9 protein-coding genes are annotated in these 16,475 nt (G+C 72.1%); 6 read left to right on the top strand and 3 right to left on the bottom strand.

Features of this window, described 5'->3' with window-relative positions; translation table 11 throughout:
• The first annotated feature begins 24 nt into the window (after nucleotides 1–24).
• Together WMF29_RS22810 and WMF29_RS22805 are read left to right on the top strand one after the other, a co-directional pair.
• On the top strand, nucleotides 25–1,917 hold the full coding sequence (locus tag WMF29_RS22810) for a phosphoenolpyruvate carboxykinase (GTP) (protein ID WP_437331154.1): 1,893 nt from the start codon (nucleotides 25–27) through the stop codon (nucleotides 1,915–1,917).
• A gap of 301 nt (nucleotides 1,918–2,218) precedes the next feature.
• Entirely contained in the window at nucleotides 2,219–7,930 is a 5,712-nt protein-coding gene (locus WMF29_RS22805; protein WP_437330858.1) for a sensor histidine kinase, read from the top strand.
• 28 nt (nucleotides 7,931–7,958) lie between these two features.
• Here WMF29_RS22805 and WMF29_RS22800 read toward each other — a convergent pair whose 3' ends face one another.
• Complete coding sequence (locus WMF29_RS22800; protein WP_437330857.1) at nucleotides 7,959–8,978, bottom strand: cation diffusion facilitator family transporter; 1,020 nt, start codon at nucleotides 8,976–8,978, stop codon at nucleotides 7,959–7,961.
• Between the two features lie 371 nt (nucleotides 8,979–9,349).
• On the opposite strand from WMF29_RS22800, the gene WMF29_RS22795 reads away from it, so the two are divergent.
• Both WMF29_RS22795 and WMF29_RS22790 read left to right on the top strand, forming a co-directional pair.
• Nucleotides 9,350–9,859, top strand: coding sequence for a hypothetical protein (locus tag WMF29_RS22795; protein WP_272092988.1), 510 nt, complete (start codon nucleotides 9,350–9,352; stop codon nucleotides 9,857–9,859).
• Nucleotides 9,860–9,887: 28 nt separating this feature from the next.
• Nucleotides 9,888–10,787 carry an STAS domain-containing protein gene (locus tag WMF29_RS22790; RefSeq protein WP_437330856.1) on the top strand — a complete coding sequence of 300 codons (900 nt, stop codon included), beginning with the start codon at nucleotides 9,888–9,890 and terminating at the stop codon, nucleotides 10,785–10,787.
• A 41-nt stretch (nucleotides 10,788–10,828) separates the two neighbouring features.
• Here WMF29_RS22790 and WMF29_RS22785 read toward each other — a convergent pair whose 3' ends face one another.
• Both WMF29_RS22785 and WMF29_RS22780 read right to left on the bottom strand, forming a co-directional pair.
• Complete coding sequence (locus WMF29_RS22785) at nucleotides 10,829–12,079, bottom strand: zinc-dependent alcohol dehydrogenase (protein ID WP_437330855.1); 1,251 nt, start codon at nucleotides 12,077–12,079, stop codon at nucleotides 10,829–10,831.
• A gap of 433 nt (nucleotides 12,080–12,512) precedes the next feature.
• Nucleotides 12,513–13,277 (bottom strand): tetratricopeptide repeat protein, encoded by a 765-nt coding sequence (locus WMF29_RS22780; protein ID WP_437330854.1) that lies wholly within the window; start codon nucleotides 13,275–13,277, stop codon nucleotides 12,513–12,515.
• Between the two features lie 58 nt (nucleotides 13,278–13,335).
• Between WMF29_RS22780 and WMF29_RS22775 the strand changes: the two genes are divergently transcribed.
• Both WMF29_RS22775 and WMF29_RS22770 read left to right on the top strand, forming a co-directional pair.
• Entirely contained in the window at nucleotides 13,336–14,619 is a 1,284-nt protein-coding gene (locus WMF29_RS22775; protein ID WP_437330853.1) for a glycoside hydrolase family 1 protein, read from the top strand.
• 26 nt (nucleotides 14,620–14,645) lie between these two features.
• On the top strand, nucleotides 14,646–16,469 hold the full coding sequence (locus WMF29_RS22770; protein WP_437330852.1) for a radical SAM protein: 1,824 nt from the start codon (nucleotides 14,646–14,648) through the stop codon (nucleotides 16,467–16,469).
• The last annotated feature ends 6 nt before the right edge of the window (nucleotides 16,470–16,475 follow it).

Raw genomic sequence — 16,475 nt, 5'->3', positions numbered from 1 at the left:
TTCCACTCGGAGCCGCCGCCGCCGGTGTCGATCCCCGGCCTGCGGGCGAAGATCGCGAACGAGAAGCTCAGGCAATGGATCGCCGAGGTCGTCGCGCTGTGCCAGCCGGACAACGTGCACGTGTGCGACGGCTCGAAGGAGGAGTACGACGCGCTGTGCGACCAGATGGTCAAGGCGGGAACGCTCATCCGTTTGAGCCCGGAGAAGCGCCCGGACAGCTACCTCGCGCGCTCGGACCCGAGCGACGTCGCGCGGGTCGAAGACCGCACCTTCATCTGTAGCCGGCGAAAGCAGGACGCCGGCCCCACGAACAACTGGGCCGAGCCGCAGGAGATGAAGGCCACGCTGCGCCGGCTCTTCGCCGGGTCGATGCGGGGCCGCACGCTCTACGTCATCCCCTTCAGCATGGGCCCGATCGGCTCGCCTTACTCGCACATCGGCGTGGAGCTCAGCGACTCGCCGTACGTCGCCGCGAGCATGCGCATCATGACGCGCATGGGGCGCAAGGTGCTCGAGGCGCTCGGCGACGGCGATTTCGTCCCCTGCCTGCACTCGGTCGGCATGCCCCTCGCGCCGGGACAGGCCGACGTGCCGTGGCCGTGCAACGCGGAGCACAAGTACATCGTCCACTTCCCGGGAGAGCGGCTGATCTGGTCCTACGGGAGCGGCTATGGCGGCAATGCGCTGCTCGGCAAGAAGTGCTTCGCGCTGCGCATCGCCTCGGTCCTCGGCCGGGAGCAGGGGTGGCTCGCGGAGCACATGCTGATCCTGGGGGTCGAGTCGCCGAAGGGCGAGAAGACGTATGTGGCCGCGGCCTTCCCGAGCGCGTGCGGCAAGACGAACTTCGCCATGCTCATCCCGCCGAAGGCGTTCGCGGGCTGGAAGGTCACGACGGTGGGCGACGACATCGCCTGGATGAAGCCGGGGCGTGACGGGCAGCTCTATGCGATCAACCCCGAGGCGGGCTATTTCGGCGTGGCCCCCGGGACGTCGGAGAAGTCGAACGCGAACGCGATGGCGACCATCCGGAAGGGGACGATCTTCACCAACGTGGGGCTCACGCCCGACGGCGACGTCTGGTGGGAAGGGATGACCGACGAGCCGCCGCCGGAGCTCATCGACTGGCAGGGGAAGCACTGGACCCCGGACTGCGGCCGCAAGGCGGCGCACCCGAACGCGCGCTTCACGACACCTGCGTCGCAGTGTCCGTCGATCGACGCGCGCTGGGACGATCCGAACGGGGTGCCCATCAGCGCGATCGTCTTCGGCGGGCGGCGGGCGACGACGGTGCCGCTCGTCGTCCAGTCGTTCAACTGGAGCTTCGGCGTCTACACGGCCGCGACGATCGGCTCGGAGATGACGGCCGCGGCCGCCGGCACCATCGGCCAGGTGCGCCGCGACCCGATGGCGATGCTGCCCTTCTGCGGCTACCACATGGGCGATTACTTCAACCACTGGCTGCAGATGGGGCGCCAGATCGTCAATCCGCCCCGCATCTTCGCGGTGAACTGGTTCCGCAAGGACGACCAGGGCAACTTCCTCTGGCCGGGCTTCGGGGAGAACATGCGCGTCCTCAAGTGGATCGTCGACCGCGTGCACGGCCGCGGCTTCGCGGAGGAGAGCCCGCTCGGCTGGATGCCGCGCTACGAAGACATCGAGTGGCGGGGCATGGACCGCTTCTCGAAGGAGCAGTTCTACCAGCTGATGGCGGTCGACCGCGAGGCGTGGAAGGTCGAGTTCGGCTCGCACGGGGAGCTCTTCGAGCGGCTCTACGACCGGCTGCCCAAGGAGATCCTGCTGATGCGCGAGCTGCTCCTGTCGCAGCTCTGGCGCTCGCCCGAGCGGTGGGAGCTCGCGCCCGAGCGCTACCTCGAGGAGCACGAAGACCACGACGACATCGACGAGCCCGGCGCGTAGAGGCCTCCTCGGGTGAGCGCGCCCGCGCGGCAAGCACCCACCGAGAGGCGCGCCTCGGAATGGACGTGCCTCCCCCCGTGGTAGTCTATCGATAGAGGGGGCGTTGGGTGGCACGACCGTCGGAGGCGGTGACCCGGAACGCGGCGCCCGGCGGGCGCCACGCGCTCACGCCGCCGGCGGGGTCGGGTCGTCTCGGCGAGGCGCGCGGGCTCGACCGCGCCCGGGTCGACGGCTTCCGCCATGTCCTGCCAGACCGCCAGGCTCCAGCGCTTCGTGGCGCATCTTCCGCAGGGGGCTCGCCATGGACGTGAGCGCTCCCTCTTACCTGGTCACCGAGACCCTTCACGAGGGCCCGCGGGTCAGCCTGCTGCGCGCGGTCCGGAGCGCGGATGGCCTGCCGGTGGTCTTGAAGGTCCTCGACCCGAGGCGCAGCCGCCCGCAGGACATCGAGCGGATGAAGCAGGAATACGCGATCGGCAAGCTGCTCGACCACGAGGCGGTCGTGGCGCCGCTCGCCCTCGAGACGCACGAGGGGCTGCCGGCGCTCGTCCTGGAGGACTTCGGCGGCGAGCCGCTCGATCACCTCATCGGCGCGCCCATGGACGCCGAGCGGTTCCTCGACGTCGCGGTCCGCATCGCGGCCTGCGTGGCGGCGATCCACGAGCGGGACGTCCTCCACAAGGATCTCAAGCCGCAGAACATCCTCGTCAACCCAGCCACCGGCCAGGTCAAGCTCGCCGACTTCGGCCTCGCGTCCCGCTTTTCGCGCGAGCAGGCGCCGGCGGGGCCTCCACGGCTCATCGAGGGGTCGTTGCCGTACCTGTCTCCCGAGCAGACAGGGCGAATGAACCGGGCGATCGACAGCCGCGCCGACCTCTACGCGATCGGCGTGACGTTCTATGAAATGCTCACCGGGCGCCTGCCGTTCGAGGCGCGGGACCCGCTCGAGTGGGTGCACTGCCACGTCGCCCGCGCCCCGCCGGCGCCCTCGGCGCTGGTGCCGGAGCTGCCCGAGGTGCTCTCGGCGCTCGTCCTGAAGCTCCTGGCCAAGACGCCCGAGGATCGCTACCAGACCGCCCGCGGCCTCGAGCACGACCTCGATCGGTGCGCGACGCAGCGCCGAGCGACCGGCAGGATCGAGCGGTTTCCCCTGGCCGAGCGCGATGTCTCCCGCCGGTTCCAGGTCCCTCAGAAGCTCTACGGCCGCGAGGACGATGTGGCCGCGCTGCTCTGCGCGCTCGAGCGGGTGGTGGCCACGGGCTCCCCGGAGCTCGTCGTGGTCGTCGGCTATTCGGGCATCGGCAAGTCGACGCTGGTCCACGAGCTCTACAGGCCGATCGTCCGTGAACGAGCCCTGTTTCTCTCGGGGAAGTTCGACCAGTACAAGCGCGATATCCCCTATTCCACGCTCGTCCAGGCGTTCCGGGAGCTCGTGCTCGAGATCCTCGCCGAGAGCGAGGACCGTATCGCGGCCTTCCGGCAGCGCCTGCTCGGCGCGCTCGGGAGCAACGCACAGCTCATCGTGGAGGTGATCCCCCAGATCGAGCTCGTCATCGACCGGCAGCCTCCGGTCGCCGAGCTCCCGCCGGCCGAGGCGCAGAGCCGGTTCCGGGTCGTGTTCCGGAACTTCATCGGGGTGTTCGCCCGGCAGGAGCACCCCCTCGCGCTCTTCCTCGACGATCTCCAGTGGGCCGATCTGGCGAGCCTCGGGCTCCTCCGTGATCTGTTGACGCACCCCGAGACGCATCATCTCCTCGTCATCGGCGCGTACCGCGACAACGAGGTGAGCCCCTCGCACCCGCTCGTGCTGGCGCTCGACCAGGTGCGGAAGGAGGGCGCGCGTATCTCGGACATCGCGCTCGGCCCGCTCTCCCGCGAGCACCTCGCCGCGCTCGTCAGCGACGCGCTCCACTGCAGTCGCGAGGACGCCGCGCCGCTCTCGGATCTCGTCCACGAGAAGACGGGCGGCAACCCCTTCTTCGCGATCCAGTTCCTCACCGCGCTGCACGAAGAGCGGCTGATCGCGTTCGACGAGTGCGCCGAGAGGTTTCGGTGGGACGTGGCGAGGATCCGCGGAAAGGGCCTCACCGACAACGTGGTCGACCTGATGGTCGGCAAGCTCGTGCGGCTCTCTCCGAGCACCCAGAGGGCGCTGCAGCAGCTCGCCTGCCTGGGAAACACCGCGGAGGTCGCCCTCCTCGCGGTGGTCCACGGGCGCTCGGAGCAGGACGCGCACGCGGACCTGTGGGAGGCCGTCTCCGCGGGGCTCGTCCAGCGCCTCCCCAGCTCGTACAGATTCATCCATGATCGGGTGCAGGAGGCGGCCTATTCGCTCATCCCCGAAGGCGAGCGGGCGGAGGCGCACCTCGGGATAGGCAGGCTGCTCGCCGCGCGCACGGCGCCGGAGGAGCTCGAGGAGAAGATCTTCGAGATCGTCAATCAGCTCGACCGCGGCGCCCCGCTGATCACGTCACGGGAAGAGCGAGAGCGATGCGCCAGGCTCAACCTCGTTGCCGGCAAGCGCGCCATGGCGTCGGCGGCCTTCGCCTCGGCGCTCACCTACCTCGTCGCCGGCGCCGCGTTCCTGGAGAACGACCCCTGGGAGCGGCAGCACGAGCTCGCCTTCGCGCTCGAGCTGCGCCGGGCAGAGTGCGAGTACCTGACCGGGGAGCTCGGGGCGGCGGAGGAGCGGCTCTCGATGCTCTCGCGCCGCGCAGGGAGCCTCGCCGACGCGGCGGCGGTCGCGTGTGTGCGCGCGGACCTCTACACGACGCTGGATCGGAGCGAGCTCGCCGTCGAGGTCTGCCTCGAGGTCCTGCGGCGCGTCGGCGTCGACTGGTCGCCGCACCCGACAGAGGAGGAAGTCCGCAAGGAGTACGAGCGGATGTGGGATCAGCTCGGGAGCAGGCCGATCGAGGCGCTCGTGGACTTGCCCCCGATGACCGATCCGGCGATCCGCGCGATCATGGACATCCTCAACTGGGGCCAGGCGCCGGCCTTGTTCACCGACCAGAAGCTGCACAGCCTCCTCGTCGGTCGCATGGTGAACCTGAGCCTCGAGCATGGGAACAGCGACGGATCGTGCTTCGGCTATGTGCAAGTCGGCGCGGTCCTCGGCTCGCGCTTCGGCGACTACCGCGCGGGGTACCGCTTCGGCAAGCTCGGCCTCGATCTGGTGGACAAGCATGGGCTCGACCGCTTCAAGGCCCGCGTCTACTTGGACTTCGGAGTCCTGGTCAATCCCTGGACGAGGCACGTGCGCACCTGCATCGAGCTCCTGCGGCGCGTCTTCGACATGGCGAGCGAGACCGGTGACCTCACCTTCGCAGCCTTTGCCCGCAATGCCTCTATCGTGATGCTGCTCGCCAAGGCGGAGCCGCTCGGGGACGTGCAGCACGAAGCCGAGAGCGCGCTCGCTTTCGTACGGAAGGCGAGGTTCGGTCTCATCATCGATTGCGTCATCGCGCAGCTGCAGCTCATCCGGTGCCTCCGCGGTTTGACGCCCAGCTTCTCCTCCTTCAACGACGCGACCTTTGACGAGGCCAGGTTCGAGCAGCACCTGGAGAGCGATCCGCGCCTCTCGGTCGCCGCCTGCTGGTACTGGATCTGCAAGCTCCAGGCGCACTTCCACGCCGGCGATTACGCTTCTGCCCTCGCCGTGGCGACGAAGGTGGAGCGGCTCCTCTGGGCGGTGCAGTCGTTCTTCTACGTGAGCGACTACCATTTCTATGGCGCGCTCGCGCGGGCGGCGTGCTGCGAGGGGGCGCCCGCGTCGCCCGCGTCGAACGACGAGCGGCGCCGGCACCTCGCGGCGCTCGCAGCCCACCGCGAGCAAATCGAGGTCTGGGCTTCGAGCTGCCCAGAGAACTTCGGCAGCCGGGCCGCGCTCGTCGGCGCCGAGATCGCGCGCCTCGAGGGCCGGGCTCTCGACGCCGAGCTCCTCTACGAAGCGGCGATCCGCGCTGCGCGCGAGAGCGGCTTCGTCCACGGCGAGGCGCTCGCGTACGAGGTCGCGTCGAGGTTCTACCGGGCGCGGGGGCTCGACGCATTCGCCGCGACGTACCTCCGCGAGGCCCACGCCTGCTACGCGCGCTGGGGGGCGGACGGCAAGGTCCAGCGGATCGAGCAGCGGAATCCTCGCCTCTGGGAGGCGAGGACGCTCGCCCAGGCCGCCACCTTCGCGGCGCGCTCCGAGGAGATCGACCTGCTCTCGGTGATCAAGGCGTCTCAGGCCATCTCGAGCGACATCGTCCTCGACAAGCTGCTGTGCACGCTGCTCACGGTCGTCCTCGAGCAGGGCGGCGCGCAGAGAGCTTGCCTCGTCCTGGTTCAGGGCGAGCGCCTCTCGATAGAGGCCGAGGCTGCCCTCGAAGAACGCGCGGCGGCGACGACCGTCCTCCCGCGTTCGACGGAGGAGGTGTCGCGGCGCGTCCCCGCGTCGCTCGTCCGCTACGTACACCGCACGAAGGAGCGCGTCATCCTGCACGACGCGGCGGCCGATGCGGGCAAGTTCTCCGGAGACGAGTACTTCGCGCGGCGCAGGACCCGATCGCTCCTCTGCGTGCCCATCCTGAGGCGGGCCGAGGTGGCGGGCATACTCTACCTCGAGAACGATCTCCTCGCGGGCGCGTTCACGCAGGACAGGCTCACCGCCCTCTCGCTCCTCGCCACACAGGCGGCGATCTCGCTGGAGAACGCGCGGCTGCTCTCCGGGGAGCAGTCCGCGCGGAACGCGGCCGAGGCGGCGGAGCGGCGCGCCGCCTTCCTGGCGGAGGCCGGGGACATCCTCTCCGGGTCGCTCGATGACAGAGAGACGCTGTCGTGCATCGCGCGGCTGTCGGTCCGGACGTTCTGCGACTGGTGCATCATCGACCTCGTGGAAGGCGGGGTGATCCGCCGGCTCTCCTGGGCGCACCGAGATCCTGCCAAGGAGTCGTTGCTCGCGGAGCTACAGCGGCGGTATCCGCCTGGCTGGGATTCGCCTCACCCGGCGCTCAAGGCCCTGCGGGGCGGTGAGCCGCTCCTGTTCGCCGACGTCTCCGACGAAGTCCTCCGGGAATACGCGGAGGACGACGGGCACGCGAGGCTCATCCGCGAGCTCGGGGCGGTGAGCTCGATCATCGTGCCGCTGGTGGCGCGGGGACAGAGGATCGGCGTGCTGAACATCGTCTCGTGCGTGCCGGAGCATCGCTACGGGGACGCCGATCTCGCGCTCGTGCAGGAGGTGGCGCGCCGGGCGGCGATCGCGATCGACAATTCGCGGCTCTACCGCGCTGCCCAGGACGCCATCTGCGTGCGGGACGAGTTCCTGACGGTGGCGACGCACGAGCTCAACACGCCGATGACGTCGCTCACGCTCACGCTCGAGGCCGTGGATCGGGCCCTCCAGCCGGGTCGCACCTGGGATCCGCAGGCCATGCGCAGGCAGGTCGACCGCGCGCTGCGGCAGGTGGCGCGCCTGACGCGCCTGAACAGCGAGCTCCTCGACGTCTCGCGGATCAACGCGGCTCGGCTGTCGCTCGAGGTCGCGGAGGTCGACCTGGTGGCGGTCGTGCGCGAGGTGATCGCGCGGTTCAAGCTGGATCTGGCGCGCGCAGGGTGCTCGGTCTCGCTGCGGGGCGGCGGCCGGCGCGTCGTGGGGCTCTGGGATCGCTCGCGGGTCGACCAGATCGTCTCGAACCTCCTCGCCAATGCGATCAAGTTCGGCGCGGGAAATCCCGTCGAGATCTCCGTCGGGGAGGAGGCCGAGACGGCGCGGCTCGCGATCAGGGATCACGGGATCGGGATCGACCCGGCGCGCCAGCAGCAGATATTCGAGCGGTTCGAGCGCGCGGTGTCCGACAGGCACTACGGCGGGCTGGGGCTCGGGCTGTACATCAGCCGCAGGATCGCGGAGGCGCACGGCGGCTCGATCTGCGTCGAGAGCGCGCTCGGCGCCGGGGCGACGTTCCTCGTCGAGCTGCCGCGGGCCGGACCGCCGCGCGGGGCCGAGCCGGGCTCCCTGCCGGGCTGAGCGGCGCTGCCAGGCGCGCTCACGGCGCTCACGCCGGCTCGTCGCGCTCCGGGTCGATGTGCACGAGCACCTGCGCGTCGGGCTCGATGGCGAGGATGGCGTCGCGCGCGCGGTCGCCGGTCGCGTGCGCGCGCGCGAGGGGGAGGTCGCCCGAGAGCTCGATGTGCACCTCGACGAACAGCGTGCGCCCGGCGATCCGCGTGCGGAGCGCGTGGTGGCCGAGGAGCTCGCCGCGCTCGCGCATGGCGTCGAGCGCGGCCGCGATGGCGCCGACGCGCTCCTCCGGGGCGCTCGTGTCGATGAGGTCGCGCACGCCGAGCCGGAGGAGGGTCCCCGCGGACGTGAGGATGTAGACGGCGACCGCGACCGAGAGGACGCCGTCGATGCGGGAGAAGCCCGTCGCGTACGTGACGGCGACGCCGGCGAAGACCGCGAGGTTCGCGGCGATGTCGGTGCGGTAGTGGACGGCGTCGGCCTGGATGGCGCTCGAGCCGGTGCGCGCGGCGACGCGGCCGAGGTAGGCCACGAGCGCCGCGGTGACGAGCGCGGCGGCGGCCATCGCGCCGAGCGTGACGGCGGCGAGGCGGAGCGGCTCGGGCGACAGCAGCCGCCGGATGCCCTCGATGAGCAGGTAGACCCCCGAGCCGCCGATGAGCAGGCCCTGGCCGGCGGTCGCGAGCGTCTCGATCTTCGCGTGGCCGAACGGGTGCGAGCGGTCGGGCGCGGCGTGCGCCAGCTGGATGGCGAGGGCGTTCGCAGAGGAGGCGAAGAGATCCGTGAGCGAGTCGACGGCGCTCGCGGTCACGGCCATCGACTGTCCGAGCTGGCCGGCGAGCAGCTTGCCGAGGGCGAGGCCGCCGGCGGTCAGCGCCGCGATGCGCCCGGCCCGCAGCGCGGCGCGGGCGCGGTCGGCAGGGTCGAGGCGGCGGTCGGCGGAGACAGGGGCGCCGGGGTCGACGACGGCGCGGCCGGCGGGCGCAACGCCGGGGTCGGGGCGGGTGGCGGGGTCAGGGCGGGCGGCGCGGGCGGCAGGACGTGGTCCGCTCATGGCCGGGAGGCTACCTCGCGACGCCCTTGCCCGTCATGCCGCCTGGAGCAGGTCCTGCTCAACCTCCTGTCGGTCTCGACCTCGGGCTCTAGTTCGCCAACGCGGAGGCCTGATCCCTGAACCGCAGGTCTCCGATCGACGACGGGACGGCCCTGGCCGCGATGGCGGAGCACAAGCTGCTGAACGACCTCATGGGCTGCCTCGCTCATATGAGCTGCCTCGTTCATGGGCTGTCTCACAAGGACACCGGCAGCTCGCGCGCCCGGGGCCCGAAGACGCTTGCGACGGAGAGGTCGCGCTCGATAGGTATACCCAGACGCCCCCTGCGGCGCTCCGGGGGACCTGGGTGGCAGGGGGGCGGGGGAGCTCCGATGACGAAGACACTCAAGAGACCCATCGAGACCCGGACCGGCATCCGCGTCGTGCACGACGGCGACGTCGTGGAGACCTTCAACGTCGTTGGCGAGCGCATCCACCGTATCGAGAAGCCTGGCCGCATCCCCGGGGTCTTCGTGGCGCGCTGGTATGGCACGCCGCTCGACGAGGAGATGAAGGAGATCATCGGCGGTCATTTCTACGATGTCTTCCTGGAGTGCGGGGGCCCGCTGTGCCTCATCGACATACGCGACTGCAAGTCGAGCTGGGACGGCATCAACGACTGGCAGCGAGACGAGATCATGCCGAAGGCCTACGCGGCCGGGCTGAAGCGGGTCGCGACGCTCCTGCCCAGGGAGGCCGCGCCAGGCGCGGAGCAGGTCGTCGAGAACCACGAGTTCGCCGCCAGCCGGTTCGCGGAGGACGATGCGCACATCGCCGCGTTCTTCTCCGAGGAGGAGGCGCTGGCCTGGCTGCGCAGGGCCCACCCGCCGGGGGCGGCGTGAGCGCGGAGCCCGCGAGCGAGGCACCGGCGTGACGGAGCGCGACACGCCGGGGGAGGGCGCGGCGCTCGAGGCGTTGCGGGGCGTGCTCGACGCGATCCGCGACGGCGTCCTCGTCTACACCGGAACCGGCGATGTCGCGTTCGCGAACGCGCGGATCCGGGAGCTGCTCGGGGACGGCCTCGCCGGGCCGGAGGCGCTGGCGATTCGCGGGGGGGCGCTGGCGAGCGGGCACCCGCTCGAGCCGCTCGGGCGGGCGTGGCCGGACGTGCTCGGCGGCGCGCGCAAGCGGTTCACCTGCCGCGCCGCGCGCGAGGGCGGCCGCGCGGTCGACCTCGAGGTGCTCGCGCGCAAGGTGAGCGCCGCGGGCGAGGAGCTGATCCTCGTCGAGCTGCGCGACGTGACGCGAGAGAAGCAGGCCGAGCGGGCGCTCCTCGAGAGCAAGCGGCAGGCGGAGAGCGCGGCCCTCATGCGCACCGAGGAGCTGCAGAGGAAGCTGCGCCTCGTCGAGGAGCAGGAGCGGGCGCTGCTCGAGCTCTCCACGCCGGTGATCCAGGTCTGGGAAGGCGTGCTCGTCCTGCCGCTCGTCGGCACCATCGACCACCGGCGATCGTCGCTCATCCTGGAGAGCCTGCTCGACAGCGTCGTGGAGACCTCGTCGGACCGCGTGATCCTCGACGTGACGGGCGTGTCGGTCACGGACGAGGTCGTCTCGGGCTACCTGCTCAAGGCCGTCCGGGCGGCGCGGCTGCTCGGCGCGGCGTGCTCGTTCGTCGGCATCTCGCCGGCCATGGCGCAGGCGCTCACGCGGCTCGGGCTCGACTGGTCGGGCGTGGAGACCTTCCGGGACCTGCGGGCGGGCCTGAAGGCCGCGATCGCCGTCCGGCAGCGTGCCCCGTCCGCAGCGCGACGCGCAGCGAAGCCCGCCTGATCGCATCGGCCGAGGCTCAGCGTCGCGGAGGCGGCGCCGGGCTACGCGACGGCGCGGTCCAGGTGGGCGGGCGCCCCCGCCCGCGACGGGCGGAGCTCGACCTTCACCCACCCGGCGTCTCGCCGATCGAAGGCCTTGTAGGCGTCGATCGCCGATTCCAGGGGCGCTTTCTTGGTGAGGATCGCGGTGGGCTCCACCTGCCCCGTCTGCACGAGGTCCACCAGCTTCGGGATGTACTTCCTGTGATTGCAGTTGCCCATCTGGAGGGTGAGGTTCTTGTTCATGGCCTCTCCGATGGGGAACGTGCGCGACGTCTGCGGATAGACGCCGATGACGGCGATGGTCCCCGCCTTGGCCACGCACCGGACGGCCCACTGCAGCACCTGCGACGGCCCGTCGCCGGCGCGGAAGGCGTCGCCCGTGGTCCGCGCGTTGGGGGCGATCTGCTTGACCTCGAGGTCGAACGCCTTGGCCTGCTGCTTCGCCTCCTTGTGGGCGGGGCCTTCGTGGGGGCGCTCGGCGTCGACGCCCACGGCGTCGATCGCCCGGTCCACGCCGATGCCGCCGGTGAGGCGCAGGATGGCCTCGATCGGGTCCTCGGCGGAGAAGTCGACGGTCTCGGCGCCCTGCTCGCGCGCCATCTCGAGGCGGTCGCGGACGCGATCGACCGCGATGATGCGCCCCGCGCCCATGAGCTTGGCGCTCGCGATCGTGAACAGGCCAACAGGGCCGCAGCCGAAGATCGCGACCGTGTCGCCGGGCTTGATCTCGGCGAGCTCGGCGCCGAAGTACGCCGTCGGGAAGATGTCGGAGAGCAGGATGGCCTGGTCGTCGCTGACGCCGTTCGGCAGCTTGACGAGGCCGACGCCGGCGAACGGGATGCGCGCGAGCTCGGCTTGCAGCCCGTCGAACGGGCCCGACATGGCGGGGCCGCCGAAGAACGCCGTGCCCGCGTGCTTGCCGTTCGGGTTCGCGTTGTCGCACTGCGCGTAGTACGCGGCGCGACAGTACGAGCAATAGCCGCACGCGATCGTCGAGGGCACGACGACGCGCTCGCCCTTCTTCAGGTTCCGCACGTCGGCGCCGAGCTCCTCGACGACGCCGACCGCCTCGTGGCCGAGGACCGTGCCCGGCACCATCCCTGGCATCGTGCCGCGGACGAAGTGGAGATCGGTCCCGCAGATGGCGCTCGCCGTGATCCGGACGATCGCGTCGGTCGGCTCCTTGATCTTCGGCTCCTTGACGTCGTCCATCCGGATGTCGCCGATGCCGTGAAACACTACCGCCTTCATGGGTTCTCGCTTTCTCCCTTCAGGGGGGCGGCGCGCCGGCCGGCCGAGAGGCGCAGGCCGCCGCGCTCTGCAGAGATGCGCCGAGGTTCTGGACGAGGGGTATCCGTGCCGATCCCGTGCCAGCCTGCGCGTGCAACCGCGGCGCGGAGCTCCAACAGGAGCTGCAGCAACCGAGGTGCCAGCGGGACATCGCCGGGAGATCCGGCTCCGGTGCGCTGGTCGCATCCGCGGCGCGCTGCTCCTCGGGCGGCGGGGCGAACGTGACAATCTGCCTCGTCCGGGGCCGCTCGCCGCGGGCGAGCTCGGTTATCCGGGCTCCCCGGCCTGGAGAGAGGGGCTCAGCCGCAGGCGGCCCGTCCGACAGGAGATCAAGCGAGCCGCGCCGCTGGCCGCTCCCCGCGCCCGATACGGCCGCCGGGCCGGCGTCGTGGCATCACCGCCCTTCGCGCCGCCGATCCGCGGCGTTCCCCCGCGCAGGGCCCGCGGCGTACCGCGCGAGCGCGCGCCGGACCGGGCCGCGATCGGCGCCGCCGGCGCGCACGGGATCGGCCTCGCCGACCAGCACCGACAGCGCGCGCGCCTGCGTCGCCGCCGTGGCCGCGAGGGCGCGATCGCCGTTCCGCGCGGCGAGCGCCGAGAGCCGCCGCGCGACGCCGAGCGCCGCCGGCAGCGCGCCCGCCGCCACGTACGCGGCCGCGAGCTCCTGGAGCAGCTCGCCGTCGTCGCCGCGGAGCGCCGCCGCCGCTTCCAGGTCGGCGATCGCCTCCTCGCGCCGCCCCTCGCGCGACCGCAGCGCCGCCCTGGCGCGGTGGCCCTCGACGAAGCCGCTCACGTGGTCCAGCCCCACGGTATACGCGCGCTCCGCCTCGCGCGGATCGCCCGCCCGCTCGTACTGCGCGCCCAGCCCGAGGTACGCCGGGCCGTAGGTCGCGTCGAAGCGGATCGCCTCCAGGTACCGCTGCAGCGCCACGTCGGCCTCGCCGGCCGCGGCGCGGGCCTCGGCCTGGCGCGTCAGCTCGGCGGCCTGGGCCGTCGCCCAGCCGACCCCGTCCGCCCGGGCCGGCGCGGCCCCGTGGAGCAGCGCCGCGGCGAGCGAGGCGGCGGCGAGGGCCCACGCTCGGCGGCGCGCGCCCCCCGCATCTACGCACCGCGCCGCGCACACCGGGCCGAGCGTACCGGCGCCCGGCGCGTCGAGCAAACGGACGGCTGCTCCGGAAGGCAGCCGCCCGGCGCGAGTTCGCGTAGGATGCGCGCTCATGGGTGAGGATCTGCGCTTCCCGGACGGGTTCCTGTTCGGCACTGCCGCCTCCGCCACACAGGTCGAGGGGCACTGCGCGCAGAGCGACTGGGCCGCGTTCGCGCGCGAGCCGGGGCGCGTCCGCGGCGGCGATACGCCGGACGACGCGTGCGACCAGCTGCACCGCTTCCGCGAGGACGTCGCGCTCCAGGCGCGGCTCTGTATGGGGGCGCACCGGCTCTCCATCGAGTGGGCCCGCGTCGAGCGGGAGCCGGGCGAGTTCGATCCGGCCACGTGGGACCACTACCGGGACGTGCTCGGCGCGCACCGGGAGGCCGGGATCACCCCGATGGTCACCGTCCACCACGTCACCCTGCCGCGCTGGGTCGCGCAGCGGGGCGGCCTGCTCTCGCAGGATCTGCCGGCGCTCCTCTCGCGCTTCGCCGAGCGCGCCGTCGAGGCGCTCGGCGACCTGTGCCAGCTCTGGATCAGCATCAACGAGCCCAACATGCTCGCCCTGCAGGCCCACCTGCTCGGCGTCTGGCCGCCTGCGCGGAGCTCGCCCGTCGAGGCGGTGCGCGCCCACCAGAACCTCTTCCGCGCCCACGCCGCCATGTACCGCGCCATGCACGAGGCCGCGGGCCGGCGCGGGCATTCCATCTCGGTCGGCGTGGCGCACCACCTGCGCGTCATCGAGCCGGAGCGGTTCGGGCGGCTCGCCGACCGCATGTGGGCGGCCCTCTTCGAGCGGCTGTTCAACGACGCCTTCGCGCGCGCCGTCTGCGACAGCGGCCTGCACGACTTCTTCGGCGTGAACTACTACAGCCGCGACCTCGTCCGCTTCTCGCCGGCGCACGCGCGCGCGGGGTTCCTCCGGCGGCTCGTCCCCGAGGGGGCGGAGGTCAGCGATCTCGGGTGGGAGATCTACCCCGAGGGGCTCGGCCACGTGCTCGACGCCTGGTGGCCCCGCGCCCGGGTCCCGATCTACATCACGGAGAACGGCATCGCCGACGCCGACGACGACCAGCGCCCGCGGTTCCTCGTGCGGCACCTCGCGGAGGTCGCGCGGGCCATCGAGCGCGGCGTCGACGTGCGCGGGTACATGCACTGGTCGCTGCTCGACGGCTTCGAGTGGGCCGAGGGGTACGCCCCGCGCTTCGGGCTCGTCGAGGTCGACCGCGTGACCCAGGAGCGCAGCCCGCGGCCGAGCGCCGAGCTCTACGCCCGGATCGCGCGCGCGCGCCGCATCGACGCCGACGGCCCCGGCGGCGCGCGGAGCGAGCGCGGCGCCGCGCCCGCGTGATCGACGGCACCGGAAAGGCAGGAACGATGCGCATCGCGCTGCTCTACCCACCGCCCTGGAAGATCCCCGCGCCCGGGGAGGCGCTCGACGCGAGCGGCGACGGCCCGCCGGCCGAGTACCGCGAGGGCGACCTCGACCCGGACTTCCACCAGACCCCGTACGGGCTCTTCTCGCTGGGCGCGCAGGCCATCCGCGCGGGCCACCAGGTGAAGGTGCTGAACCTCTCGTCGTACCCGTTCTCGCAGGTCGAGCGGGTCGTGCGCGAGCTCGGCGCGGACGTGTTCGGCCTGTCGTGCTGGACCGCCAACCGGCGCGGCGTGGCGCTCACCGCCCGGTGCATCCGGCGGCTCCACCCCGGGGCGCACATCGTCGTCGGCGGGCCGCACGCGACCCCGCTCGCGGCCGAGATGCTGCGGCACCACCCCGAGATCGACACGGTGACGCTCGGCGAGAGCGAGCACTCGTTCCTCGAGCTCCTCGAGCGCCTCGAGGCCGGCCGGCCCGCGCTCGGCGTCGCCGGCACGGCTTACCGCGTCGACGGCCGGGTCGAGCTCGGCCCGCCCCGGCCCGCGATCGAGGAGCTCGACGCGCTCGCGTCGCCGCACGACCACTTCGCCACGCACATCGTGATGACCTCGCGCGGCTGCGCCTGGGCGTGCACGTTCTGCGGGGCCGAGGCGACCTGGGGCCGCGGCTTCCGGGGCCAGTCGGTGCCCTACGTGCTCGACTCCATCGAGGCCGCCGTGGCGAAGCTGCCGGTGAAGATGGTCCAGATCAAGGACGACACCTTCACGACCAACCGCAAGCGCGTCATCGAGATCTGCCGCGGCATCCGCGATCGGAAGATCTCTTTCCTGTGGAGCTGCGACACGCGCGTCGACGTGCTCGGCGAGGAGCTGCTCCGCGAGATGCGCCTCGCCGGCTGCCAGCGCCTGAGCCTCGGCGTCGAGTCGGGCTCGCCGTCCATCCTGAAGAACATCGACAAGAAGATCACGGTCAAGAAGATCATCGAGTCGACAGAGCTCGCGAAGAAGTACGGGATCCAGGTCCGCTACTACATGATGCTGGGCAACCGCGGCGAGACGGCGGAGACGTTCCGCGAGACGCTCGCGTTCCTGGAGGCGGCGAGGCCGCACCAGTACATCTTCTCGTGCCTGTCCATCTACCCCGGCACGCGCGACTTCGACGACGCCGAGGCGGCCGGCTGGCTGGAGCGCGACGTCTACTTCCGCGGCGACTTCCAGGAGCTCAAGACGCCGTTCGACGCCTCGGAGGAGGACACGGCGCTGATGAGCGCCTGGTTCGAGAAGAACAAGGGGCTGCGCGAGCTCTACCGCGAGGGGGTGGAGGAGCGCGCGGCGATCCTCGAGCGGCTCGGCGACCACCACGCGGCGCACCTGGAGCTCGGCGTCGCCTACCTCGACGCGGGGCAGCTCGACCTCGCGGAGCGGCACGCCGCGCGCGCGCTGGAGCTCGGCCATCCGCTGCCGGGGCTCGCGCTCAACGCGCTCGCGTGCGTCGCGGCGGGCCGGCGCGACTGGCAGGCGATGCAGGACCACTTCACGGCGGCGGCGAAGCGCGACCCGCAGCACGCCGTGCTCATCCGCAACGTGCAGGCGGCGCGCGCGTGGTTCGCGAAGGGCGGGCCGGGCAAGGGGCTCCCGCTCGATCTCGTCGCGCGCTGCGACTTCCAGCTCCTGGAGCGGACGGCGCAGCCGGCGCTCCCGGGGCCGCTCCCGGAGGACTTCGCGGCGTGGCCGCAGGCGCTGCCCGCGCCGCCGCGCGCGGCCGAGGCGGGCGGACGCGACGTGGCAGCGCAGCGAGGGCGGCTCCGGGTGCTGCCGTCGTAGCGCCGG

Origin of the sequence: Sorangium sp. So ce381 (assembly GCF_051473845.1) — a bacterium.
Taxonomy (GTDB): Bacteria; Myxococcota_A; Polyangia; order Polyangiales; family Polyangiaceae; genus Sorangium; species Sorangium atrum.
This window is presented reverse-complemented; position numbering and strand designations above follow the sequence as displayed.

Excerpts from the sequence above, each read along its gene's own strand:
- WMF29_RS22805 (WP_437330858.1), top strand. The coding sequence starts at position 2,219 with ATGGACGTGAGCGCTCCCTCTTACCTGGTCACCGAGACCCTTCACGAG.
- WMF29_RS22800 (WP_437330857.1), bottom strand. The coding sequence starts at position 8,978 with ATGAGCGGACCACGTCCTGCCGCCCGCGCCGCCCGCCCTGACCCCGCC.
- WMF29_RS22795 (WP_272092988.1), top strand. The coding sequence starts at position 9,350 with ATGACGAAGACACTCAAGAGACCCATCGAGACCCGGACCGGCATCCGC.
- WMF29_RS22785 (WP_437330855.1), bottom strand. The coding sequence starts at position 12,079 with ATGAAGGCGGTAGTGTTTCACGGCATCGGCGACATCCGGATGGACGAC.
- WMF29_RS22775 (WP_437330853.1), top strand. The coding sequence starts at position 13,336 with ATGGGTGAGGATCTGCGCTTCCCGGACGGGTTCCTGTTCGGCACTGCC.
- WMF29_RS22770 (WP_437330852.1), top strand. The coding sequence starts at position 14,646 with ATGCGCATCGCGCTGCTCTACCCACCGCCCTGGAAGATCCCCGCGCCC.